This window comes from Bradyrhizobium sp. HKCCYLRH1030 (assembly GCF_051168395.1).
In the GTDB taxonomy this organism is placed as follows: Bacteria; Pseudomonadota; Alphaproteobacteria; order Rhizobiales; family Xanthobacteraceae; genus Bradyrhizobium.
Genome location: NZ_JBNPUY010000006.1, coordinates 404251 through 428049, shown reverse-complemented (window position 1 = coordinate 428049; position 23799 = coordinate 404251). Strand labels below are relative to the sequence as shown.

Here is a 23799-nt window from a genome sequence, read left to right as displayed (position 1 = left end):
CTCTTCCGTGATCCAAGTCACATCCGCACCAGTGCCTGTTCCCCTCAGGTGTGTTATGGGCTCGAACCTCTCCATCGCCTCCGACGTCCCATCACTGGGACACCCAGGTTTGGGGCAAGAGGCCCGCCGCCGATTGCGATCACGGAGTTCATCATGAAGTTGCCGACGCTCATCATCGCAGCCCTCTCCGGGCTCGCCGGACCGGCCGTGATCGGATCGCCGGCGGCCTGGGCCGGTCCGCCGGCGGCGCTGGTCGAGGACGTCCAGGGTGATGTGGCCGGCGCCGAGCTGATGGACTATGTCGCGCCCGGCCAGGTGATCAAGCTCGGCCCGGATGGCGCCGTGGTGATGAGCTACCTCAAATCGTGCCGGCGCGAGACGGTCAACGGCGCCGGCAGTGTCACCGTCGGCCCCGGCGAAAGCACGGTCGACGGCGCGACGCTCAAGAGCGACATCGTCAATTGCGACGCCAGCCATGCACAGGCCACCTCGCGCGAGACCAGCGAGGTCGCGGCGACGATCGTGCGCAGCGTCGGACCGGACAGCGCGCCGGTGGCGCAGGCGATCATCTACAGCGCGTCGCCCATCTTCGAGGCCAAAGGGCGCGGCACGCTGACCGTCGAACGCCTCGACCAGCCCGGCGAGCGCCAGCAGGTCGAGCTTTCGGGCCGGCAGTACAAGGGACGATTCTACGATTTCGCCGGCACCAGTCACCCGCTCACGCCCGGCGGCACCTATGTCGCGAGCTTCAGCAACTTGCGCATCGTGTTCAAGGTCGATGCACAGGCCAAGGCAGGCCCCGGCCCTGCGGTCGGGCGATTGATCCGGTTCAACTGAGCCGAAAGCTCTTGTCGGTGGCGATCGGACGCCGGACGCGCGACGCGCTTGCCGTCATCGCCATCGCGCTGGCGTGCGCGGGCCTGTTCGTGTCGCCCCTCTTCGAGCGCGGCCGCGGCCTGTCGCTGGATGCACTGACATGGCTGCGCTTCGAGACCTTCGGCAACCGTCACGATGCAGCAGCGAGTCCGGCGGTGGTGATCGCGGTCGACGAGGAGAGCTACCAGGCGCCCCCCTTCAAGGGCGCGCCGCTGTTGACCTGGACCGGCGAGATCGGGCGCGTGCTGACGGCCGTCCTCGACGGCGGCGCCAAGGTGGTCGGCTTCGACATCGTGTTCCAGACTTCGATCGAGCAGTCGGAGATTCCGCTCGGCGACAGCACTCTCGGCGAGAAGACGCGCGGCTTCGATCGCGACTTCCTGCGTGCGCTCGCGGCCGCGGCCGCCGGCGGCAAGGTGGTGCTGGGCGAGATCTTTGCCGAGCCGCCGATCCTGCCCGCGCCCGGACAGCGCATCGCGGTGCGCCAGCAGCAGAACCTTCGTCCGCTCAACACCTATACCGACAGCGACGATGTCGTCCGCCGCCATCCGCTGACGCTGTCGGTCGACGGCAAGGCCGTTCCGAGCATGGCGCTGGAATTGGCGGGGCGCGCAGCCAGCACCGCGCCGGTCATTGCCGCGGATGGCGTCACACTCGGTGCGTACGAGGTGCCCGGCAGCGTGCCGAGCACCATGACCCTGAATTTCGCCGGCGGCGCGCAGGACATTCCAACCTATTCGTTTGCCGACTTGCGCGCCTGCGCGCTCAAGGGCGACAAGGACTATTTTCGCCGCGAGTTCGCCGGCAAGGTCGTCCTGCTCGGCACCGTCGGGATCGAGGATCGGCGGCTCACCTCGAAGCGCTTCGCAACCCGCGCCGAGGGCGCGCGGCGGCCGCGCTGCGTTCTGGACGAGCGCAGGATCTCCGAGACGTTCGCCCGCAGCACCATTGCCGGCGTCTACATCCACGCCACGGCGGTGAACAATCTGGTTCGGCACGACGCGATCACCGAGCTCGGACGCCCAGCGATCTTCGCCATCGCCGCAACCATCGCCCTGCTGGCTGCGCTGCTCGCCCGATTGCTGCGCCCCGCCTCTGCAGCGGCAATCCTGGCAGGGCTCGCGCTGCTCTATACCGCGCTCGCCACCATCCTCTTCGACCATTCTTACGGGCTGCCCTTGACGGAGCCGCTCGCAGCCGGCGTGCTCGCGCTGGCTGCGACCACCGGCTATCGTTTCATGGTCACCGACAAGGACCGCAGGCTGCTGCAGAAGAGCTTTGCCTATTACCTCGCACCGCACGAGATCGACCGCATGCTCGCCTCGCGCCGGCTGCCGCAGCTCGGCGGCGAGACCCGCGAGGTCACCGTGTTCTTCTCCGACATCGAGGGCTTCTCGCGCCTCGCCGAGCAGATGACGCCGGAGCAGCTCATGGCGCTCACCAACGAATATCTCTCGGCCATGACCGACGTCATCGAAAGCCACGACGGCTATGTCGACAAATACATCGGCGACTCCGTGGTCGCCGTGTTCGGCGCTCCGCTCGACGATCCCGACCATGCGCACAGCGCGGCGCGTGCGGCGCTCGACTGCAAGGCGAAGCTCGCCGAGCTCAACCATTCGTCGACGGCGTTCCAGGGCATCAAGGTGGCGCAGCGCATCGGCATCAACAGCGGTGCCGCGCTGGTCGGCAATTTTGGCTCGCAACGCCGCTTCAATTACTCCGTCATGAGCGACGCCGTGAACGTGGCCTCGCGTCTGGAGGGCGCCAACAAATTCTACGGCACCACGATCATCGCCTCCGAGAGCACGGTGGCGCTCGCCGGCACCGAGTTTGCCTGGCGCGAGCTCGACACCATCCGGGTCAAGGGCCGCGAGCAGTCACTGAAGATCTACGAGCTGCATGGCCGCGCAGCCGAGCTCACGCCGGAGGAACAGGCCCTCCTCACCAGCTATGCCACAGGCCTTGCGCACTGGCGCGCCGGCGAGCTGCCGCAAGCGGTCGACTGCTTCGCGCAAAGCGCACTGAGCGATCCGCCAAGCCACTTCTTCGCCGAACGCGTGAAAGCAAGCTTGGCGACCGGGTCCCTGGCCTGGGACCCCGTGCGCAGCCTGCAGGAAAAATGACGCCACGATGACTTCCGTGCGTGCGCGCACGTCCGGGCCATATCAGCCTCATCCCGGCCCCATTGCCCCAGGATACCGGCCGCGATGGACAAGCACGGGCAAGGTCGGCTAGACGACACGGCGCCTGTCACCGGCCAACCGACCAGCGAGCCCTGCGACGCATGACCACGTCCAAGCGATATGAGCGGATCGCCTTCGTCGCGAGTCCGAGTGCCGAAGCCCAGGCCGCCCTGACGCAGCTCTCCGCGCTGTACGGCAACTCCGATCCGGACCTCGCGGACGTCGTGGTCGCGCTCGGCGGCGACGGCCTGATGCTCCAGACGCTGCACGACCACATGCGCTCGGGCAAGCCGATCTACGGCATGCATCGCGGCACGGTCGGCTTCCTGATGAACGAGTTCAGCACGATCGATCTGCACGGACGGCTCGAAGCGGCCCAGGAATCGGTGATCCATCCGCTGCTGATGCGGGCGACCGATGCCGCGGGCGTCGTTCACATCCACCACGCCATCAACGAGGTCTACCTGTTCCGACAGACGGCACAGACGGCGCGGCTGCGCATCCTGATCGATGAGCGCGAGCGCATGCCGGAGCTGATCGCCGACGGCGTGCTCGTCGCCACGCCCGCAGGCTCCACCGCCTATAACCTCTCGGTGCAGGGCCCGATCCTGCCGATCAACGCCGCGCTGCTGGCGCTGACGCCGATCAGCGCGTTCCGGCCGCGTCGCTGGCGCGGCGCCCTGCTGCCGAACACGGCCTATGTGATCATCGAGGTGCTCGAAGGCGACAAGCGGCCGGTCGCGGCGGTGGCCGACCATGACGAGGTCCGCAACGTCCAGCGGGTCGAGGTGCTCTCCGACAAGACGATCTCGATGCGGATGCTGTTCGACGCCGGCCACAGCCTGGAAGAGCGGATCCTGAGCGAGCAGTTCGGCTACTGACATCGGGCGGTTTTCCGCGCCTTTTTGCTCCGTGGCCGCCCTGCGCAACGCTTTGTTAACCCGCGGCTCCGTATGGTTAATGCGGGTATACCGCCATCACCGGTGATCCCTTCGGGCCGGCCAAATGTACCGCATCGACTTCAACAAGCTGCGCTTTCTCGTCTGCGACGACAATCCGCACATGCGCCGCATCCTGCGCACGCTGCTGCATTCGTTCGGCGCCCGCGAGGTCAACGAGGCCGAGGACGGCGCGACCGCACTCGAGATGTATACTCATTTCTCGCCGGATATCGTCATCACCGACTGGGCAATGCCGATCTTCGACGGCCTCGAGCTCGCGCAGATGATCCGGCAGCCGGAAGCCAAGGGCAATCCCTACGCGCCGATCATCATGCTGACGGGACATTCGGAGAAGCGCCGCGTCACCGTCGCGCGCGACGCCGGCGTCACGGAATTCCTCGCCAAGCCGATCTCGGCCAAGGGCCTGTATCAGCGCATCCTCAACGTGGTCGCCAATCCGCGGCCCTTCATCAAGACCAAGACCTATTTCGGCCCGGACCGGCGCCGCAACACCAACACCGCCTATATCGGGCCGGAGCGCCGGATCGGCGGCGAGGCGGAGATCTTCCAGCAGCCGTCACTTCTGGATAAAGCGCGCTCCGCAGTTTAGGGGCGCGGCAGTGAGCCCGCGTTAACGCAATCGGGGGATCGGCGCCCAGCGCGCCAAGGTCCTCGGCTATGAATCGGGGAAGTGAGTCGATTTGCGTTGGTCGGCATCATCAGGGGATATCGAGATGGCGAAAGACAAGGCCCCGGCGGTCCAGGTCAAGACCTACGCCTCGCATCACGTCATCACCCAGCCCAATCCGCTGAAGAAGGTGCTGCGCCGCGCCGAGGAGAAGGATCTCGACGATCCGATCGCACGCGCGGAAGCCGCGCTGGCCGGACTGTCCGGCGAGTTCAAATCGTGGATGGACACCGAGGCCGATCGTCTGACCAAGGCCTATGCAGCAGTGCTCAAGACCGGCTTCGACGACGACGCCTGCGAGGAGATGTTTCGCGCCGCCCACGACATCAAGGGCGACGCAGCGACCTTCGGCTATCCCGCCGCTGCCGAGGTTGCCGATAGCCTGTGCCGGATCATCGAGCACGCGCCCGACCTCGAAAAGGTCCCCGCCGAGCTGTTCGAGCATCACGTCAACGCCATCCAGGCGATCGTGCATGATCATACGAAGTATGACAGCGCGACGGTCGCAGGCGAATTGAGCCGCCGGCTGCGCCGCGTGGCGGACGACTATCTGATCCAGGTCAACCGCAACCGGCCTGAGCATCTCGAAGCGATCCTGGCGCCGAGCCTCGTGCCGAGCGATCAGCCATAGGCCGGCAGGCCGCTCACTATCCGTGTATTCCATCGCAGGATCGTTGGCCGCCATCCATCCTGGCGTCATTTCGGGGCATCGCGCAGCGATGAGCCCGGAATCCATCGCCATAGAATGGAATGTGAGGCGCGCGAGCGGTGACGGCTTGCCTCGGCACGTTGCCCTGTGGTTATGGATTCCGGGCTCGCGCTTCGCGCGCCCTGGAATGACGGGCGGAGAGATGTCGGCCTTGATCTGCTGAGGAATCCGCGGACGAACAGGCGAGCTGCGCTAGGCCGCGATCAGTCCGAACTCCAGCCCGGCGACGAAATCCTCCGCCATCACCTCGTCGCAGAACTCGCGGGCCTCGTCGCGTGCGGATTCGGTGGCGAAGCGCCGCAGCAGGATCAGCAACGGCTCGGCGGCATCACGGTCGGTGGCGCAATGGGTGAGCACGCGCTCCACCATCTTGCGGCGCAGGATCGCTGCTCCGCTCAAGGTGTCGGCAAATCCGTTCTCGCGGCAGACCTCGAGCGCGATGCTGAACGCGTCGAAGGTGGTGTCGGGAATGCCGGCCTTGCGCAGCAGCCCCTGCAGGCTGGCGCGACCGCGATCGTTGAGCAGCGCCGACACCCGCGCCCGCGGCATGTCGGCGAGCTCCGATAGCGCGATCTCGAACAATTCGACGTTGCCGGAGAGAAGCGCGCGCAGGATCAGGCCCGCGGTGAGTTGCGAGGTTGCGCGCAGATGCTGGACCAGCCCGCGCAGCTCCTCGCCGCGCGAGCGCGCCGCGATGGTGATGGTCGAGCGGTCGCGCGCCTCATTGGTGATGCGCCCTGCTTTGTCGGCACTGAGCCAATTCCTGGCGACGACGAACTGCGCCAGTGTCTCGGAGAGCTTGTCGACCAGCGCCGCCCGCGTCGCGGCCGGCAGGTCGTCCAGCACCAGCATCGCTTCGCGGATGGCGGCGAGATGGCCGTGGCGCTCGACGATGCGGTCCCAGGAGAACGGCGCGAGCTCGGCATAGGCGTTCTCGATCAGCTCGAGCGCGGCGGCGGCGCTGCCGACCTCGGCGATCGCGGCGCAGACCGGCGCCGGCAGGCCGACGCGGCGCGCGATCGCGCATTGCGTGTCGGAGTTGCCGGTCGCGACGATGTCGACGAGGTCGGCATCGATCAGCAGCGGCGAATGTTCGAGGATGATGGCGGCCACGGAAGCCTGGTCGGTGGCGAGCGCCTGGACGATGGCGGCCGGCGCCTCCTCCGAGCGGGCGAACACCTCCGCCATGGCCTGACGCACCAACGGCGACGGATCGTCCAGCAGCATGAGGAGCGCGCCCTCCGCGGCGCCGCGATCCTCATCGCAGAGATCCGACAACAACCACGCCCGCGCGAGCGCCCTGGTGGCCTCTGCCCGCTCACCGGCGGGTGCGGTTCTGACCCAACTGAGAAACTGCCGAACGATCATGGTCTTTCCGGCTTACGCAACTTGCAGACAAAGGCCACGAGGGCCTCAACAGCACCGAAAATAAACCACGACGCTTAACAAAGCGTTCACCATAAGTGGCTGGTTTTGTTGATGTTTTGTTAAGGCGGCAGATTGTTTACATACTATGGTACCACTCAACGTCGCATTTGGCCGTAATCCGACGGGGGAAATGCGGCCGCCGCCAGCGGCGCGAGCCGCGGCGGGACTTCAAAATAGTTCTTTTTGATCAATGGTTCAGCGACGAGCGCGACCGCCTTCGCCGGCGCATCAGCCCGAGAAGGTGCCGTGCGGATCGCTGAACAGGTCGAGCCTGCGCTGACCATTGCCGCTGGCGTCGATACTGCCGCTCTCCGACGGGGTCGCGCTGGCAACCGATGAATGGCCCCACAACTCGCGCACGGTCGGCGAGACCGCCTGGCTCGACTGGCCATCAACCTGGAATAGCGAACGAAACATCGGATCCGCCGGCCGGTTGACCGCCGACGCATCGGCCGTCGTCGAGGAGCCGGACCGGGATGAGCCGCGCGCATCCGGAAACATCGACAGGAAGGTTGCGGTGTCGGTGGTCGGCAGCGCGCCGCCGCCGGCCGCATTGGCCGCGACATTCGTCCCACCATAGAGTGCAAGCGCGCCCCGGGTGGCCGAGGAATTGGCGGCGCCTGCATAGCGCGTGTTCAGGACCGCATAGACCTGGGACACGCTGCGGGCTTGTCCGTCGCGATCGTAGAAGATCGGCCGGTTGGCCGCGGCGGCGCTGGGAAACATCCGCGCGGCCGACGCATTCGGCGTCTCCTGGGTGCTGGTGATCAGCTTCGCGGCGCCGCCGACACCCATGAAGTGCGCCATGTAGAGCTCGGCATCGGTCGGCCGGCGGCCGATCTTGCCGGCGAGCTGGAAGCTGTTCGATTGCGTGAGCGCAGCCGCCATCGCGGACGACGCCTGCGGGTCGTCGCGCAGCTTCATGATCGCCTGCCGCATGGCGGGATCGCTGACGGTGTAGTCGCCCGACGGTGTCCGGGTGATTGCGTCGGCATATTGGCCATAGCCGAGATCGGCGCCGGCTTCCTTCACCGTGCCGAGCCAGGTCTGGTCGATGAACTGGTAGAGCCCGCGCGCTGATGACGTCGAGGCGCCGGCGGTCGGATTGAAGTCGGACTCCATCTTGGCGGTCGACAGCAGATATTCGAAGCTGGTGCCGACGCTGTCAGCGGCCTGCTTGATCGCGCCGGCGACCTTCGCCCGGACGCCATCGAGGAAACCGGTGGACGAGGAGTTGGATGCGTCGACCGACATGGGAAGACCCGCTGTTTGCAGATTCGCTGGCAGACGAACGCGCCGGAAACGTCCGGCAAAATGCGGCGGGTATGGTTAATGGCGAGTTAATTCGCCGGGCCCGGCCGGGCCAATGAACGACCGGACAGGCCCGGAGGCAGGTCGCTGGCCTACTTGCGATAGACCTCGGCCGGATCGAACAGCCGGTCGGCATCGACGAAGACGAGCCGCGCGCCGCTGCCGTCATCCGATCGCTCGACCTTGCGATAGAAGCAGGAATGGCGGCCGGTGTGGCACGCCGCGCCGGCCTGCTCGACGCGCAGCCAGACCGCGTCCTGGTCGCAATCGGTGCGCATCTCGACCACGCGCTGGGTCTGGCCCGAGCTCTCACCCTTGCGCCACAACGCATTGCGCGAGCGGCTGAAATACCAGGCTTCGCCGGTCGCCACCGTCTTGCGCAGGGCCTCCTCGTTCATGTGGGCGACCATCAGCACGTCGCCGCTCACGGCATCGGTCGTCACACAGGTGACGAGGCCGGCCGCGTCGAACTTGGGCAGGAAGGCCAAGCCCTCCTCGCGCTCAACTGAGGATGAAGACACGAAACTCTCTGCTCAACGGGTTGGCAGGCCTACCGTTGCGGCGACCGCACCATGGACAGGAAGCGCGACTGCTCGGCCGGATTGTCCCTGAACATGCCGGTGAAGCGGCTGGTGAAGGTGATGGCGCCGTGCTTGGCGACGCCCCGCACCGACATGCAGGTGTGCTCGGCCTCGATCATGACGGCGACGCCGCGCGGCTTCAGCACCTCGTCGATCGCGGCCGCGATCTGGGCGGTGAGATGCTCCTGGGTCTGCAGGCGGCGGGCGAAGATGTCGGTCAGGCGCGCCAGCTTGGACAGGCCGACCACCCGCTCGACCGGCGTATAGGCGATATGCGCGCGGCCGTAGAAGGGCATCATGTGATGCTCGCATTGCGACGTGAACTCGATGTCGCGAATCAGCACGAAGTCGTCATAGCCCGCGGTCTCGCCGAAGGTGCGGTCGAGCACCTCGGCCGGGCACTGGTGATAGCCCTGGTACAATTCATCATAGGCCTCGACGACCCGGCGCGGCGTGTCGACCAGCCCCTCGCGGGTCGGATCCTCGCCGATGTAATTCAGGAGCGTGTAAACCGCGGCCTCGGCTTCCGCGCGCGACGGCCGTGGCCGATCCGGCCGCACGGCGGCGGCGAGAAAATCGGCAGGATCGAGCTCTGCAGCGCGGGGGTCAGTCAGCTTGGCGTCTAACGGCTTGCCCTCGGGCTTGTTCGCGCGCAACGTCTTGATCAAAGTGTCCATCTCAACTCCGTTCGACCGGTCGGCGGTCCGACCGGAGTGTCACCGGCACAGCATCACCTTGAGGGCGTCACCTGCAGAGGTGCCACACGCAGGCTTGGCGCCTCTCGCGCCGGACGCCTGTGGATGTGGCTGGAATTCCTGCCAATCGTTTCCATATACTCGCAATATAGGGCGATGAAACCCGGCCGCCAAGGCCGCCACGCCGGTAATTCCGGGACGTCAGGCACAATGCTGAACGACATCTACAACAAGCGCATCATCGAGCTGGCCGGCAACATTCCGCGGCTCGGACGGCTGGACCACCCGGACGCCACCGCCACCGCCCATTCCAAGCTGTGCGGCTCGACCGTCAAGGTCGACCTCAAGATGGACGGGCCCGTGGTGACCGACTTCGCCCACGACGTGAAGGCCTGCGCCCTCGGCCAGGCCTCCTCCTCGATCATGGCCCGCCACGTCATCGGTTCCAGCGCCGCGGAGCTGCGCGAGCTGCGGGAGACGGTGCGAAGGATGCTGAAGGAGAACGGTGCGCCGCCGGAAGGCAAATGGGCCGACATCGCCCTGCTTGAGCCGGTGCGCGACTACAAGGCCCGCCACGCCTCCACGATGCTGACGTTCGATGCCGTGGTGGACGCGATCGGCCAGATCGAGGCCAAAGCCAACGGCGAGCAGCCGGCCGCGGCCCAGGGCTGAGGCGGCATCATTCCCCCGCACGTCGAAATCACATAGCCAGCTCGCACGAGGGTGACGGCACCGGTCGCCCCTTTCGGACGCTGGCGCCGGTTCGCCAGCGACGTCGCTGCCTATTGCGGCGGCGTCGCCGCCACCGTCGCCGCCGGAAGCGCTTCGGCGGTGCGGGAGAGTTGCTTGTCGAGCGCGGCCGGGAAGCGGTCCTGCTGCTTGTCCCTGGCCTGCGGCTTCGGCGCGAGCTCGGCGACGGGCACCGCCCCCTTTGGCGGCAGCACCTCGGCGACCAGATCCGTGGTCACGATATTGGTGAGGCGCAGCTCGGCGCGCGACAGCTCATGCAGGTCCTCCCAGGGCGGCACGTTCAGCGCCAGCGACAGCAGATCGCCCGCTCCGCCCATGTCGAAGGTGTATTTGGCGAGACGCCCGATGTCGCGCTCGACGATCATCAGGTCCTGCGCCGTATAGCTCGCCGCCTTGGCGTCGTCCGCTCGGTCTCCCATCCAGATCTGGTGAACGCGGACATGGGCGGTGTCCGGAACATAACGCGTGGTTCCAGCCAGCAGCAGGAACACGCACATCGACTCGCAATAGGCCTCGGGCACCACGCGCGGCCGGTCACCCGCGCGGCTCGGACGCTGGGTCATGCCGACCGTGGTGCGCATCTTCAGCCCACGGAACCGGCGACCCAGGGTTATGGCGTCGTTGACCGAACCACCGCTGGAGTCGAGCACCAGGGTGGCGCCCGTCAGGTCCCGATCCCTCGCGAAATCCTCGAAATCCTTCGGCGTGTCGCCGGTAACGATCCCGACCGCGCTGACCCAGCCGCAATTCGGCTCGCAGGCGACCCAACCGAACCGCATCGGGAGTTTGCGCTCTTCGAGCGCGCCGCCGGCGCGCGCCGTGTTGGACATAACGGTGATCGCCCCACCGACCACCAAACCAAGCGCTGCCACACCGAGTAGCATCCAGCGCAATTCATGCGACCGCAGCAATCTCACGCGCAATCCGTCCCCCTCGTATAGCTCGGTACGCAGTTCCTCGGTTTTCTTGCGGAAAGACCTGACAAGCTGGCCTCAAATCCGTTATTAGTCTGTCACATCCTTGTCGGGAAACGTATCCGGGCAATCACCGACCGTCCAGCTGCGGCGTGCTGCGGCGCCGCTGAAAACTGGCCATTGTTGCATCACATCACCACAAATGAACGAGAGCAGGGTTCCCTGCCGAGGAACCGGTCAGAAGCTCGCACATCCATCTGGCATTTCGCTCATGAAGCACTCATGCTCCGACATCGGCTGCCATTCTGCGCACATCGGGTCGCTGCTGGGGCGACTCCCGCGCCGCGCGGCTCACGCGCTGATCTGGCTTTATCGCCACACATTGTCGCCGCTGGTCGGCTACAATTGCCGGCACCTGCCGACGTGCTCGGTCTATGCTGATGAAGCCATCGAGCGCTTCGGGCTCTGGGCAGGCGGCTGGATGACGCTCGCCCGGCTGCTGCGCTGCCAGCCCTTTGGCACCTCCGGCATCGACAACGTCCCAACGACGGCTCCTGCGCGCGCCCGCTGGTACCTGCCTTGGCGCTATGCGCGATGGCGCGGCGTCAACGGGCCGAACTGAGGTGCAGCGCAACAAGCACCGAATCGATCGATCGACCTCGCAGATGGCGCTGGCGAAATCCCACGCCAGGACTATGCTTCTGCAATGCGACGGCGCTGTCAGCAGGAACCGCGCCGCTTGGACTGGCATTGATGTGACCCTTCCTTCGGGAGGAAACAACGATGCGCTGGACAATCAGCCCCAGAAGCCACCGAGCGCGCAAGAGTGTCGGTCCCGATCGTGCCGGCCATCATGACGCACGCCAGGTGGACCTGCTCTGCATCATCGCTTTGTTGATCGTCATTGTCGGTGCCTGGCGCTATCTCACGGACAGCACCGCCCTGCCCCCGCCGACGACGTCCTACATCGTGCCCAGCCAGAGCGTGCACTGGTGAGATTCGCCCCTACCATCTCGGCCAGAAGATGAAATCGTCGCGCCGCGGCGGCGGATAGAGAGGAACCGGCTCCGGCGCCCGCGGCACGCGCCGGGCGCGCGGCGGCGGCTGGTAATCCGTCTCTGGAAGGACGCTCGCTTCGGCCGAGACTGTCGCGTCGGCCGGAGGCGATCTCACCGCGAGCAGGACATTCGATTCACGCGTGCGCCAGCGATAGCCGATCCCGAACTCCAGCGGCTGCGCGCGCTCGAACAGCTTCGCATAGCTCCTCTGATACATGTCCGGAAACTTGTCGATCGGCCCGGCGTAGCGTCCGAACGGCAGGAAACGCCAAGCCCGCGCTTCGTAGCTTGCGAGCGGGATGCCGGAATCGTCCTGGATGATGGTGGCGCTGTTCTTCAGCAGCCAGCTACGGACCCGCCCGAAGCCGTTCTCATGCAACAGATAGGACGCGCTCTTCAGGAGACTGTCGCCCGGCCCCAGCGGCTCGCAGAACTTGAGCAACCCGCTCGCCTTCACGCCGGAATCGGAGAGATCGCTGGAGAAGTAGTAGAGCGTCTTGGCGACCCCGTCGGCGCCGGCAAACAGGATGCGCGCGCCCTTGGTCGCATTGCGCGTCGGCGCCTCGTCGTTGCCGTGCAATCCGCCGTTCTCGTCCAACCAGATCAGACTGGCCTCGCGGATCGTCTTGCCGGTGCGCGCCAGGAAGACGTAGAGGATCGGCAAGGTCCCTTCGAGCTCGCCTTCGCGCAAGTCGACCTTCATGTCCTTGGTGATGAAGAAGGAGAAGCTCAGGACCGATTGCAACGAGCGTTCGACATAGGACAGCGCCGGGCCGATGCTGCCTCGGGGCAATCTGGTCAGGTCCGGGATCGGGCCCGTCGGCTCGAGTGCCGCCAGGACATAGGTCGTTGCCTTCGGATGAAAGGCATCGGCATAGAGAAAATCCGGCCCCGAGAAGAAATAGAACATCGACGGCCGCGGCGCGGCCAGATTGGCATCCGCCCAGGCCCTGATCTTCGACAATTGTCGCTGCTCGAGCTGATTGAAGGCGTTGTCGAAGAACGCCGCGTGGCGCCGCCACGCCGGATCCTGCACGAAGGGCAGGAGCGGCGAGCCCGCTGCTGGCGGCATGCCCGCCAGCACCCGCGCCGTATCGTCCGGCGTGGTGGTCTGAGCCCGAGCCTCGAAGCTCATGGCAAGGATCAGACATGCGACGGCGAACCAGACTCTCGAGACCAACAGCATTTCAATCCGAACCCGATGCGAGCGTTGCGGCGATACGGCGCGATCGCGCGTGAGCGAACCAATAGATCACCAATCCCGACGCCATTGCGCCTGCGCCGAGCCCTGCCTGCAAGGGCCGCGTCGTGATGAGATAGTACATCATGAAGAAGGTCACGCTGAGGAAGATCAACGGCGTGACCGGATAGCCCCAAGCGCGGTAGGGTCGCGTGAGTTCGGGCTGCGCGATGCGCAGCTTGATCAGTCCGAGCACAGCGAGAAACGAGCAGGACAACAGCGAGAACTGGACGACGTCCAGCACCGCCTCGAAGCTTTCCGTGAACAGCATCAGGGTGGCGACCGTGAGCTGGAACAGCACGGCATAGGCCGGCGCCCCATTACGCGAGCGCCGCGCAAACACCGACAGCGCCGGAATGTCCTCGCCCATCGTCATCAGCACGCGCGGGCCGATCCACATCATCGCGGCAATGGAAGGAACCAGTCCGACGCAGATCATCGCGGCCACGAAGCGCCCGCCGGTCTCGCCGAAGATATGACTGCCCGCGATGCTCGCGACCTGGAGCTGGCCTGCGAGCGCGTCCATCGGTGCAGCCCGCAGGAAAACAGCGTTGAGCGCAATGTAGAGCACCAGAACGATCACGGTGCCCAACAGCAGCGCGCGCGGCAAGGTCCGCTCCGGCGCATGCAGCTCGCCGATGATGTAGGTCGCCGCGTTCCAGCCGGAAAACGCGTACATCACGAACACCAGTCCGGTTGCGAACGCCGCACTCGTCACGTGGCCGATATCGGCCGCGGTCGGCAGGAAAGTGACCGACTGCGGGGCGGCAATGGTGTAGCCTGCGATGAGAAAGGCGGTGATGAGCGCGAGCTTCAGCATGGTCGACAACAGCTGGAAGCGGCTCGACTGCCTGATGCCGCCGAGCTGCACCGCTGTCACGAGCCAGACTGCACCCGTGGCGAGCAGCATCGGCGGAGCACTGGTGATGACGGCCCGACCATATTCGCCGAACGCCATGGCCGCGAGCGCCACCGGCGCCGCGAAGCCCACCGTCGCCGAGACCCACCCGGCCATGAAGCCGATCGCCGGATGGAACGCCCGTGTGAGGAAATTGTATTCGCCGCTCGAGCGCGGAAACATCGTGCCGAGTTCGGCATAGGACAGCGCCCCGCAGATCGACACCAGTCCCCCGACCGCCCACAGCGCCAGAATGGAGAAGCCGGACGGGATGTCCCGGACCTGGAAGCCGAGGCTGGTGAAGACGCCGACTCCGATCATGTCGGCGATGACGATCGCGGTCGCGACCGGCAAGGACACGGATGGAACCCGGTCGCCGTCTGTCCGGCCCCGGCCGGGATCGTCCGCCTCGGATGCAGCCATCTCGTCGAGGGACGCCCGGCGCCCCTTCCTCTGCCTCAGCCCAGGTTCCCGCCGAAGCATTCAAACATCGTTAACGGGCGTTAAATATGACCTTCCTCAAGGGTATTTTTGAACCGATTTCGGCTGGGCTGGGCTGCGGCATTGCATCGGGCCGCCGGCCGTCCCACAATCGCGACACGTTCGCGTGGTGTGTCCCGGTACGCCCGGGGTCGACCGGACACGATCCTTAACGCGACCTCAATTTCGGCGGCGCAGGTTGAACGAAATCCGCTGGTTGAAGAGCCGTGTTGCGGCTCGAACGCGTCTTTGGGGACGGATGATCGGGGAAGACGAGAAAGTGGTGACGTCTGTGCGCAGGGGCTCGTGCCTCTGGTGGCGCGCGGCATCGGCGCTGGCAATCTGCCTTTCCTTCACGCATTGCGGCAAGGCGCCCAATCCCGAGGCGTTGGCCGCCAACGCATCGACGGCCCAGGGGCTGACCTTCGACGATCGTTTTCCGGCACCTGAATTCAGCGACCGCTTCCCGTCCGCGCAGGAGAGCTTCCGGCTTCACACGCCCTCCGACTTCGCTCCGAAGCCGGCGCCCTCACAGATCGCATCGCTGGAGCCGCAACGGTCAGAACGGCGGCAGCGTGAGGATCTGACGACCCTCGTCAGCATGCAGTCGTCGGCCTTTCCCTATTTCGGTAACAATCCGGCATCCGACGCGCCATTCCTGAACGTCAGCAACGGTGAGCGCCGCGGCCACCGCAGCTTGTCCGGCCGCGTCTACTGGCAGGACCAGACCTACAACGACAGCCGTGTGCTGGTGCACGTCCCCGAACAATTCGATGTGCGCAAGCCGGGCGTGATCGTCGTGTTCTTCCACGGCAACGGCGCCACGCTGGAGCGCGACGTGCGCGACCGCCAGTTGGTGCCGCAGCAGATCACTGCGGCCGGCGTCAACGCGGTGCTGCTCGCGCCGCAGATGGCCGTCGACGCCGCCGATTCGAGCGCCGGCAAGTTCTGGCAGCCCGGCGGCTTCAAGCGCTTCATGGACGAGGCTGCGGCCAGCCTCGCCCGCCTGACCGGCAATCCGGCCGCCGCGAAGACGTTCGCCGGCATGCCCATCGTGATCGTCGGCTACAGCGGTGGCTTCCTTCCCACGGCCTGGAGCCTCGAGGTCGGCGGCATCGGCGACCGCGTGCGCGGCGTCGTGTTGCTCGATGCGGTCTACGGCCAGCTCGACAAGTTCGCCAACTGGGTCGAGCGCAACCGCTCCGGCTTTTTCATCAGCTCCTACACGCGCTACACTGCGCGGCATGATCAGGAACTGATGGCGATGCTGCGCAATCGCGGCATCGAAGTCTCCGAGGACATGGACCGGCCGCTGCGCCCGGGCAGCGTCGTCTTCGTCGAAACCGACGAGGGCATCACCCATCGCGACTACGTCACGCAGGCATGGACCCGCAACCCGATCAAGGATGTGCTGGTCAAGATGGCGGCCGCCCAGCCGCCGATCCGGATCGCGGCCGGAGCCCAGGACATGTCGAACCGCGTGTCGAGCCGCTGAGACAGAGGCCGCCGCAATGCCTCAGGACTTGGGAAGCTTCTCGACGAAGCCGTTGAAGCAGGCGAGCCGCTCATCCTCTTCCTTGGTGAACTTGCAGTCGCCGACCACCTTGGCCTTCATCGCCTTCGGCTTGGCTGCCGGCGGAATGACGGCGTCGTAGCAGTTCAGGCGCTCCTTGGTTCCGTCGTCGATCTCCAGGCAGGCCTGGAGCTTGGCGGCCGCCGATTGCGGCTTGGCCGGCGCGGCGGCGGCGGTCTTCGTCCCCTTCGGCTTGACCTGCACCAGCGGACGGTCACCGACCATCGGCGCGCTCTGGGCCAGCGCAGGGGTGCACAGCAGCACTGCGGCCAGGCTCAACATCATCTTCTTCATGCCATATCTCTCTCATCCGACCCGTGGGCACGCGAGGACGTCCGTCGATGCTACTCGCCGGCCGTGGCAGAATCCACGCCCCAGCAACCCCCACGACATCGGCCTTTAATCCGGTCGGGCCGGCTTTGCCAAGCGCCAACCCGCTGCTCAGGCCGGAACCGCGGTCCGCGCGCGCTGGCGGCTGGCCAGAATTGCCAGCAACGCCAGAGTTAGGAACATCAGTGCGACGTAGCCGGTGGCTCCGAGCAGGTCGCGTGCAAACAGGCTGCCGCCGATCGCGGAGCCGATGGCCTGGCCGATATAGAGCACGGAGGTGTTGAGCGACACCGAGGCCGAGGCAAGCGGCGGCGCGGCTGCCACCAGCCGAACCTGCTGCATCGAATTGGTGGACGCAAACCCCAACCCCCAGATGGCGACCGCCACCGCCATGAGGCCGTAGGTGCCCGCCGCCAGCGTCCAGGCCGACACACCGGCGAACATCAGGCAGGTGAACAAGAGCGATGTCCGGTAGGCCCCCCAGCCATCGACGATCCGGGTTGCGATGACGACGCCGAGAAAGCCGCAGGCGCCGTAGATCGCGAACACCAGCCCGATCTGGTTGGAGTCCGCGCCAGTCAGGCGCTTCAACAGCGGTCCCATGAAGGTGAAGATCACGAACTGCCCCGACATCTGCAGGGTCGTGACCAGGAGCAGCAGAACCACCAGACGGTTACGGCCGAGCTCGGTCCAGGTCTTCAACGCAACCGGCGCGCCCTTCAGGCCGGATGGCAGGCGCCATGTCAGCAGAACAAAGCTGACCGCGCCGGCCGCACCGACGGCGAGATAGGCAGCCCGCCAACCGGAATGACTGCCGATGAAGGTGATCATGGGCAGCCCCACGGCGGCCGCCAGCGACCAGCCCAGGAAGACATAGGCGATGGTGCTGCCGCGTCTCTCGATCGGGCTGATCAGCGCCGCCGTCCCGGCGGCCTGCGGTGTATAGAGCGCGCCGACCGCGAGCATCACGAGCCGCAGCACCAGCAGGCTCGCATAATCGGGCGCAAACGCCGAGGCGAGATTGCCGAGCGTGAGGACCATGAGCGTCGCTGCGAGCAGACGGCGGCGATCGAAGCGGCTCGTCAGCCAGGCGGTCAAGGGCGAGCAGATGCAGAGCACCACCGCGCCGAAGGTGATCAGGAGTCCCGCCGTCTGAACGCCGACAGCGAGATCCGCGGCGAGCTCGGACAGCAGGCCGGCGGGCGCGAGCACCGAGCAGCCGGTGACGAGATTGCCGAGCATGAGCGCGGTCGGCGCAAAGCGCCCGGAAGCGAAAGTGGATGTCATCGCGCCTCAATAGCAGAGAATTTCATGCATTTGCATGAAAATGTCTCATGCCGCCCATGACTTTCTCTCGTCCTCCCTCCTCCCTCCTTCGTCCTGGCCGCCCTTCTCGTCAGGGCGCGGGGGCGGACTGCGCCGCCGAGGCCTGCGGCGAGGGAATCTGCGTCCACGGAACCGGCGTACTCGTCGGACGGGCGATGGCCTTGGACGGCGGGCAGCTCTCGGTCAGCATCTTCAGAGCAGATTGCAGGCCTTCGCTGCTCACCGGAAATGTCGAGACATTGCGACGCGCGACATTCAACAGGGAATCGCTCAGCTCGGCCGACGGCATCAAGGACAGCGTTTTCACCTGGCTTGCATTCAGGAACACGCCCCAGGTCTCGCGATCGCCCGACCGCCGCGGCGGCGAGAGGAAATTGAGCCGCATATCTCCGCTCGCCATCGCCAGCGGACCCGGCGGCGAGCCGGCCGGCGCGATGCGCTCGACGTCGAGCTCGAAGCGGTCCTGATCGAAGCAGACCATCTGCAAGCGCGTGGTCTGGAACGTGCTCTCACCGTCCTTGCGTGCGAGAATGGTCTTGTAGGCAATCCCACGGCTGGCGGTCTCGAACATCCAGGGGCTTTCCACCCGCTGCCGCCTGTCGAGCGCAAACCGCGCGATCTCCTCCCGCGTCAGGATGCGCATGCTCTCGAACGGGACGGACCGCGCCACCGTGAGCAGAGCGGGATCCGCGCCGAGCTTGGTGATGTAGTCGAGCACCATCTTGTCGGCCCGCGCCATCGCCTGCTGCATCGCCTGCGCCCGCATCTCGCGGGTCGGCACGCCGCCGGTGAAGTTCAGGATGACGCGCGGCGAATGCACCGCGAGCGTCGCATCCGCTGCGATCTCACGCGTGGGCGCGCCGAGCAGCATGTAGGGACAGGCCGAATTGCACATCGCCCCCCGCGTCCAGACCTCGCCATGCAGCTCGCGCCCGGACAGCTTCAGCTTGGTACAAGCTTCGCCCTCCTGAGGCTCGAAGCCGCACTCGCGCAAGGTGGTGCGTCCCACCCGCACGGCGGCCTTGCGCTCGCGCAGCATGTCGCCGATGGCGAGCGCCTGCTGCAGATTGCCGCCTGGAGAATTGAAGTAGATCGGCAGTCTGCGCTCCCCGATCTGCTTCATGAACTTGCGAAAGCGCGCCGCGGCGCCGCCGTCGATCTTGCCTTCGGCGGCGATCCAGCTGTCACAGCCATGTCCACAGGCGTCCGAGGAGCCCTTGACGAGAGCGAACGCAATCGGCGTCGAGCCGTCGGCGACCCGCGGCGACGCGGCGCGGCGCGCGGCCGGCCTGGACTCCGTTGCAGGCCTGGCCGGGGCACCCGGCCTCGCATGTGCCGCGGGCTTTGGCTGGGTCGCCGGCTTTGGCATCGCCGGAACGGCCGCGAACGACGACAGGCTCGACAACACGAACACGATCAGCGCGGCCCCAACATGAATGCCGCCGCGCCGATACACAGACAGCGGCGCCTCTCCTGCAGACTCCATCGCCAAACGCGTCCCCACGCCCCGAACACTTGAAGTTGTATCATACCGGCCCGCGGCGGCAATCTCCGCATCGCCGCACCAGCCGCAATTGGGCGGTTTTCCCGTCCCTCTCCCGGTTGCAGCCTGAAAATCCCCTGCTATACCCCTTGCTCCCGCTTACCTGCGCTCGTTCGCAGGAGTGAGCTCAAGGAGTGACCCATGTCCGATCCGAAATCGCCTGATTCCAAGTCCGACCAGCAAAAGTCCAATTTCCAATACAGCCTCAGCAACCTGAAGCCCGCCGCCCCGGTCGAGAAGATCACCATCAGCTTCCCCGACGGCGCCCGGCGTGAATATCCCCGGGGCACCACCGGCTTCGACATCGCCAAGGGCATCTCGCCCTCGCTCGCCAAACGCACCGTCGCCATGGCGCTGAACGGCGATCTCGTCGACCTCAACGATCCGATCAATGAGGATGCCAGGCTCGAGCTCGTCGACCGCGACGATCCGCGCGCGCTGGAATTGATCCGGCACGACTGCGCGCATGTGCTGGCCGAGGCCGTGCAGGCGCTGTGGCCGGGCACCCAGGTCACCATCGGCCCTGTCATCGAGAACGGCTTCTACTACGACTTCTTCCGCAACGAGCCGTTCACGCCCGAAGACTTCGCCGCGATCGAGAAGAAGATGCGCGAGATCATCGGCCGCGACAAACCCTTCACCAAGGAGGTTTGGGACCGCGAGAAGACCAAGCAGGTGTTCCGCGACAAGGGCGAGGCCTTCAAGGTCGAGCTGGTCGACGCTATTCCCGGCGAGGAGCCGATCAAGATCTACTACCAGGGCGACTGGTTCGACCTCTGCCGCGGTCCGCACATGACCTCGACCGGCAAGATCGGCAACGCCTTCAAGCTGATGAAGGTGGCGGGCGCGTATTGGCGCGGTGACTCCAACAATCCGATGCTGACCCGCATCTACGGCACGGCGTTCGCCAAGCAGGAGCAGCTCGACGCCTACCTCAAGCAGATCGAGGAGGCCGAAAAGCGCGACCACCGCAAGCTCGGCCGCGAGCTCGACCTGTTCCACTTCCAGGAGGAAGGCCCAGGCGTCGTGTTCTGGCATCCGAAAGGCTGGAGCATCTTCCAGGCGCTGATCGCCTATATGCGCCGGCGCCTCGCCGGCGACTATGACGAGGTGAACGCGCCGCAGATCCTCGACAAGTCGCTGTGGGAGACCTCCGGCCACTGGAACTGGTATCGCGAGAACATGTTCGCGGCGCAGTCCGCCGGCGACGAGGCCGAGGACAAGCGCTGGTTCGCGCTGAAGCCGATGAACTGCCCGGGTCACGTGCAGATCTTCAAGCATGGCCTGAAGAGTTACCGCGACCTGCCGCTGCGGCTCGCCGAATTCGGCGTCGTGCACCGCTACGAGGCCTCCGGCGCGATGCACGGCCTGATGCGCGTGCGCGGCTTCACCCAGGACGACGCGCATGTGTTCTGCACCGAGGACCAGCTCGCCGACGAGTGCCTGAAGATCAACGACCTGATTCTGTCGACCTACTCGGATTTCGGCTTCGAGGGTGAACTGACGGTGAAGCTCTCGACCCGCCCGGAGAAGCGCGTCGGCACCGACGAGATGTGGGATCACGCCGAGCGCGTGATGGCGACCGTGCTGAACGAGATCAAGGCGCAGAGCAACCACATCCGCACCGAGATCAATCCGGGCGAAGGCGCGTTCTACGGGCCGAAGTTCGAATATGTGCTGCGCGATGCCATCGGCCGCGACTGGCAGTGCGGCACCACGCAGGTCGACTTCAACCTGCCGGAGCGGTTCGGTGCGTTCTACATCGACGCCGACGGCGCCAAGAAGGCGCCGGTGATGGTCCATCGCGCGATCTGCGGCTCGATGGAGCGCTTCATCGGCATCCTGATCGAGCACTATGCCGGCAGCTTCCCGCTGTGGCTGGCGCCGACCCAGGTCGTCGTCACCACCATCACCTCGGAAGGCGACGAATACGCCAAGCAGGTGCTGGCTGCGCTGCGCCGCGCCGGGCTCAGATGCGAGATCGACCTGCGCAACGAGAAGATCAACTACAAGGTCCGCGAGCACTCGCTGCAGAAGATCCCGGCCCTGCTCGTCGTCGGCAAGAAGGAGGCCGAGACGCATTCAGTCTCCGTCCGCCGGCTCGGCCGCGACGGCCAGACCGTGATGCCGACCGCGGAGGCCATCGCCGCCCTGGTGGACGAGGCGACGCCGCCGGACGTGCGGCGCCGTCAGCGCGAGGCGGCGTGACGTCGTAGCGCGTAGCCCGCACGAGCGCAGCGACATGCGGTGTCGCCGCGACAGCGCGTGAGATCCCGGATGTCGCTCCCGCCGTCGCCCTGACGGGCTCCGGCGCGCGCTCATCCGGGCTACGCGGCTACGCCGATAGACTGGCGACAGCATCCGCCGAACCTCTGTCTCGACCCGCGGCCTGCAGCGCCACGTCGGCGCATTCGGCCATGTAGAGAAACATCGTCGCGAGCATCCGCTCGATCGCCTCGCGCCCCAGCGGCAGAATGGTGATGGCGTCGGTGCTGCGGATGAGCAGGCGCTTCTCCTCTGCGTCTCGCAGCAGCGTCAGCACGTGCTTGCGCGACACCGAAAAGCGGGTCGCCAGACCGTTGATTGAGAACGGCACGGGGCCGTCGGGCGGGAATGGCTGGTCCGGCCCGGCGCCTTGGGCCAGGCTGAACAGGATCACCATGCCCGCGGTCCGTTCGGCAAACGGCTCAAGCTCCGGCGCTCCGTCGAGGATCCGGACGCCGGCGATGAAGCGACGGCCGAGCTCGAGCACGAAGCTCTTCACGAAGGCCGGATCGTTCAACGCAGCCCGGTAACCCACGGCGGCCGGCAGCACCGCGCTCATGGCGTCGAACTGTACGCCCCAGCGCTCGCGATGCAGCGCGATCAGCTTGTCGGTCGGGACCAGCGGCCGCCGCCGGCGGTCCAGATTCGAGGCCGACGCCACCAGCCCGGTCGCCCGCATCAGCGCCAGCATGGCCTCGCAGCGGCCGCCGCTGCACAGGTCGAGCCTGGCACACATCTCCTTCATGGCGCCGACGGTGAGACCGAGCTCGCCGTCGCGCTGCTCGGCAAAATGCAGATACAGCGCGACGTGCGGAAACAGCGCCCGCGCCCGGTCGCTCAGCAGCGCATTGAGGATGCGATCGCCCCGATACAGCCTGATCGCCGATGCCGTCGACGCGCGCATCGCCCGTGCGAAACCAGCCGTCCCGCGCAGCCGCGCGACGGCGTCAGGTGACGGAATCAGTGCGGTCATCGGCACGTCAGATCTTGCACTCGAGGCAACTCCCGGCGGATCTCTTAGCACTATGTTTTTACCGGCCCGCCCAAGGTTCGACAATTCGCTGGGAATATCGTGCTTAGGACAGATGGCCGCATCGGATATGCCCTGATCCGCGTCGTCCCGCGCGAAGTCTTCGCCGAAACCCGCAAAGGCTGCAGCACCGGGTGCAGTAGAACCGATCAAAACGCCGTGCCGTGGTCTCGTTGCAGGCGGAGGCCCATGCTATCTGTCGCGCGTGCAACGAACGAGACCCACCGACGTGACCGACGCGATTGAACTGCTGAAGACCCGCCGCTCCGTGAAGCCGCGCGAGATGAGCGGCCCCGGCCCCTCGCCCGCCGAGCTCGACACCATTCTGACCATCGGCGCCCGCGTGCCAGACCACGGCAAGCTTGCGCCATGGCGCTTCATCGTGTTCGAGGGCGACGGCCGCCGCCGCGCCGGCGAGGTCATCGCGGCCGTGTTCGCCAGGAAGAACCCGCAGGCGAGCGCCGCCGAGCTGGAGGTCGAGAAGAATCGCCTCATGGAGGCGCCGCTGGTGATCGGCCTCGTCAGCTTCACCCGGCCGCATCCCAAGGTGCCGGCCTATGAGCAGGAGCTCTCCGCCGGCGCGAGCGCGATGAACATCCTGACCGCGGCCACCGCACTCGGCTATGGCGGCTGCTGGCTGTCTGGCTGGTTCATGTTCGACCGCGACGTGATGGACGGTCTCGGCCTCAAGCCGGAGGAGAAGCTCGCCGGGCTCATTCACATCGGCAAGCCGGCCAAGCCGAGCGAGGACCGGCCGCGTCCGGCGCTCGCGGACATCGTGACGCGGTTCTGACGAAGGCACGCGCGGGACCGGCGCGACCTTGAGGACCAGACGCCCGGCGATCGCTCGGCTCATTGCCGCGCCACGCTCCATCCGCCCAACCTTGCGAGCGCAAACAATCCAGGATTCCTCCGCGGAGGCCGTCTGGATTGCTTCGCCGCGCCGCGCAATGACGTGCGGAGACGCCTCAGCCCCC

General features: G+C 66.3%; 22 protein-coding genes. 11 read left to right on the top strand and 11 right to left on the bottom strand.

Annotated features, from left to right (window positions below; all coding sequences use genetic code 11):
• Positions 1–153 precede the first annotated feature (153 nt).
• The 5 genes from ACQR1E_RS20405 (at position 154) to ACQR1E_RS20385 (ending at position 5322) form a co-directional block, all read left to right on the top strand.
• The gene (locus tag ACQR1E_RS20405; RefSeq protein WP_315714652.1) at positions 154–837 is read left to right on the top strand and encodes a hypothetical protein; all 684 of its coding nucleotides are present in this window, start codon (positions 154–156) and stop codon (positions 835–837) included.
• A gap of 11 nt (positions 838–848) precedes the next feature.
• Entirely contained in the window at positions 849–3002 is a 2154-nt protein-coding gene (locus ACQR1E_RS20400) for a CHASE2 domain-containing protein (RefSeq protein ID WP_434897481.1), read from the top strand.
• Between the two features lie 161 nt (positions 3003–3163).
• Entirely contained in the window at positions 3164–3943 is a 780-nt protein-coding gene (locus tag ACQR1E_RS20395; protein ID WP_315714654.1) for an NAD kinase, read from the top strand.
• Positions 3944–4067: 124 nt separating this feature from the next.
• Entirely contained in the window at positions 4068–4613 is a 546-nt protein-coding gene (locus ACQR1E_RS20390; RefSeq protein WP_172107934.1) for a response regulator, read from the top strand.
• Between the two features lie 124 nt (positions 4614–4737).
• On the top strand, positions 4738–5322 hold the full coding sequence (locus ACQR1E_RS20385; RefSeq protein WP_315826209.1) for an Hpt domain-containing protein: 585 nt from the start codon (positions 4738–4740) through the stop codon (positions 5320–5322).
• Positions 5323–5592: 270 nt separating this feature from the next.
• Here the strand turns inward: ACQR1E_RS20385 and ACQR1E_RS20380 are convergent, their stop codons facing one another.
• From ACQR1E_RS20380 to folE, 4 genes are all read right to left on the bottom strand, one after another.
• A complete protein-coding gene (locus ACQR1E_RS20380) occupies positions 5593–6768 on the bottom strand; it encodes a DUF2336 domain-containing protein (RefSeq protein ID WP_315776675.1) in 1176 nt (391 codons plus the stop codon).
• Positions 6769–7056: 288 nt separating this feature from the next.
• Positions 7057–8082 carry a lytic transglycosylase domain-containing protein gene (locus tag ACQR1E_RS20375; RefSeq protein WP_316170242.1) on the bottom strand — a complete coding sequence of 342 codons (1026 nt, stop codon included), beginning with the start codon at positions 8080–8082 and terminating at the stop codon, positions 7057–7059.
• Positions 8083–8231: 149 nt separating this feature from the next.
• The gene (hisI, locus tag ACQR1E_RS20370; RefSeq protein ID WP_315749472.1) at positions 8232–8660 is read right to left on the bottom strand and encodes a phosphoribosyl-AMP cyclohydrolase; all 429 of its coding nucleotides are present in this window, start codon (positions 8658–8660) and stop codon (positions 8232–8234) included.
• Positions 8661–8689: 29 nt separating this feature from the next.
• Positions 8690–9397, bottom strand: a complete 708-nt coding sequence (folE, locus tag ACQR1E_RS20365; protein ID WP_315714660.1) for a GTP cyclohydrolase I FolE — start codon at positions 9395–9397, stop codon at positions 8690–8692.
• A gap of 228 nt (positions 9398–9625) precedes the next feature.
• On the opposite strand from folE, the gene ACQR1E_RS20360 reads away from it, so the two are divergent.
• The gene (locus tag ACQR1E_RS20360) at positions 9626–10087 is read left to right on the top strand and encodes an iron-sulfur cluster assembly scaffold protein (RefSeq protein WP_315826211.1); all 462 of its coding nucleotides are present in this window, start codon (positions 9626–9628) and stop codon (positions 10085–10087) included.
• Positions 10088–10197: 110 nt separating this feature from the next.
• Here the strand turns inward: ACQR1E_RS20360 and ACQR1E_RS20355 are convergent, their stop codons facing one another.
• Positions 10198–11088, bottom strand: coding sequence for a hypothetical protein (locus ACQR1E_RS20355; protein WP_315714662.1), 891 nt, complete (start codon positions 11086–11088; stop codon positions 10198–10200).
• A 262-nt stretch (positions 11089–11350) separates the two neighbouring features.
• On the opposite strand from ACQR1E_RS20355, the gene yidD reads away from it, so the two are divergent.
• Positions 11351–11701, top strand: a complete 351-nt coding sequence (gene yidD / locus ACQR1E_RS20350) for a membrane protein insertion efficiency factor YidD (RefSeq protein WP_315749469.1) — start codon at positions 11351–11353, stop codon at positions 11699–11701.
• A gap of 161 nt (positions 11702–11862) precedes the next feature.
• Positions 11863–12075: a hypothetical protein gene (locus ACQR1E_RS20345; protein ID WP_434897480.1), complete on the top strand. Its 213-nt coding sequence runs from the start codon at positions 11863–11865 to the stop codon at positions 12073–12075.
• Between the two features lie 9 nt (positions 12076–12084).
• Here the strand turns inward: ACQR1E_RS20345 and ACQR1E_RS20340 are convergent, their stop codons facing one another.
• Both ACQR1E_RS20340 and ACQR1E_RS20335 read right to left on the bottom strand, forming a co-directional pair.
• Positions 12085–13323 carry a hypothetical protein gene (locus ACQR1E_RS20340; RefSeq protein ID WP_409998610.1) on the bottom strand — a complete coding sequence of 413 codons (1239 nt, stop codon included), beginning with the start codon at positions 13321–13323 and terminating at the stop codon, positions 12085–12087.
• 1 nt (position 13324) lies between these two features.
• Positions 13325–14698, bottom strand: coding sequence for an APC family permease (locus ACQR1E_RS20335; RefSeq protein WP_315749466.1), 1374 nt, complete (start codon positions 14696–14698; stop codon positions 13325–13327).
• Positions 14699–15038: 340 nt separating this feature from the next.
• Here ACQR1E_RS20335 and ACQR1E_RS20330 point away from each other — a divergent pair, with 340 nt between their 5' ends.
• The gene (locus ACQR1E_RS20330) at positions 15039–16250 is read left to right on the top strand and encodes an alpha/beta hydrolase (RefSeq protein WP_409998609.1); all 1212 of its coding nucleotides are present in this window, start codon (positions 15039–15041) and stop codon (positions 16248–16250) included.
• A gap of 21 nt (positions 16251–16271) precedes the next feature.
• Here the strand turns inward: ACQR1E_RS20330 and ACQR1E_RS20325 are convergent, their stop codons facing one another.
• The 3 genes from ACQR1E_RS20325 to ACQR1E_RS20315 all read right to left on the bottom strand — a co-directional run bounded on the left by ACQR1E_RS20325 (position 16272) and on the right by ACQR1E_RS20315 (position 19353).
• Entirely contained in the window at positions 16272–16622 is a 351-nt protein-coding gene (locus tag ACQR1E_RS20325) for a hypothetical protein (protein ID WP_315714667.1), read from the bottom strand.
• A gap of 147 nt (positions 16623–16769) precedes the next feature.
• Complete coding sequence (locus ACQR1E_RS20320; protein ID WP_316170244.1) at positions 16770–17945, bottom strand: MFS transporter; 1176 nt, start codon at positions 17943–17945, stop codon at positions 16770–16772.
• Between the two features lie 109 nt (positions 17946–18054).
• On the bottom strand, positions 18055–19353 hold the full coding sequence (locus ACQR1E_RS20315; RefSeq protein ID WP_315826472.1) for a hypothetical protein: 1299 nt from the start codon (positions 19351–19353) through the stop codon (positions 18055–18057).
• Between the two features lie 315 nt (positions 19354–19668).
• Between ACQR1E_RS20315 and thrS the strand changes: the two genes are divergently transcribed.
• A complete protein-coding gene (thrS, locus tag ACQR1E_RS20310; RefSeq protein WP_315826215.1) occupies positions 19669–21735 on the top strand; it encodes a threonine--tRNA ligase in 2067 nt (688 codons plus the stop codon).
• A 127-nt stretch (positions 21736–21862) separates the two neighbouring features.
• Here thrS and ACQR1E_RS20305 read toward each other — a convergent pair whose 3' ends face one another.
• Complete coding sequence (locus ACQR1E_RS20305; RefSeq protein ID WP_409999218.1) at positions 21863–22765, bottom strand: hypothetical protein; 903 nt, start codon at positions 22763–22765, stop codon at positions 21863–21865.
• Between the two features lie 286 nt (positions 22766–23051).
• Here ACQR1E_RS20305 and ACQR1E_RS20300 point away from each other — a divergent pair, with 286 nt between their 5' ends.
• Entirely contained in the window at positions 23052–23615 is a 564-nt protein-coding gene (locus ACQR1E_RS20300) for a nitroreductase family protein (protein WP_316170245.1), read from the top strand.
• The last annotated feature ends 184 nt before the right edge of the window (positions 23616–23799 follow it).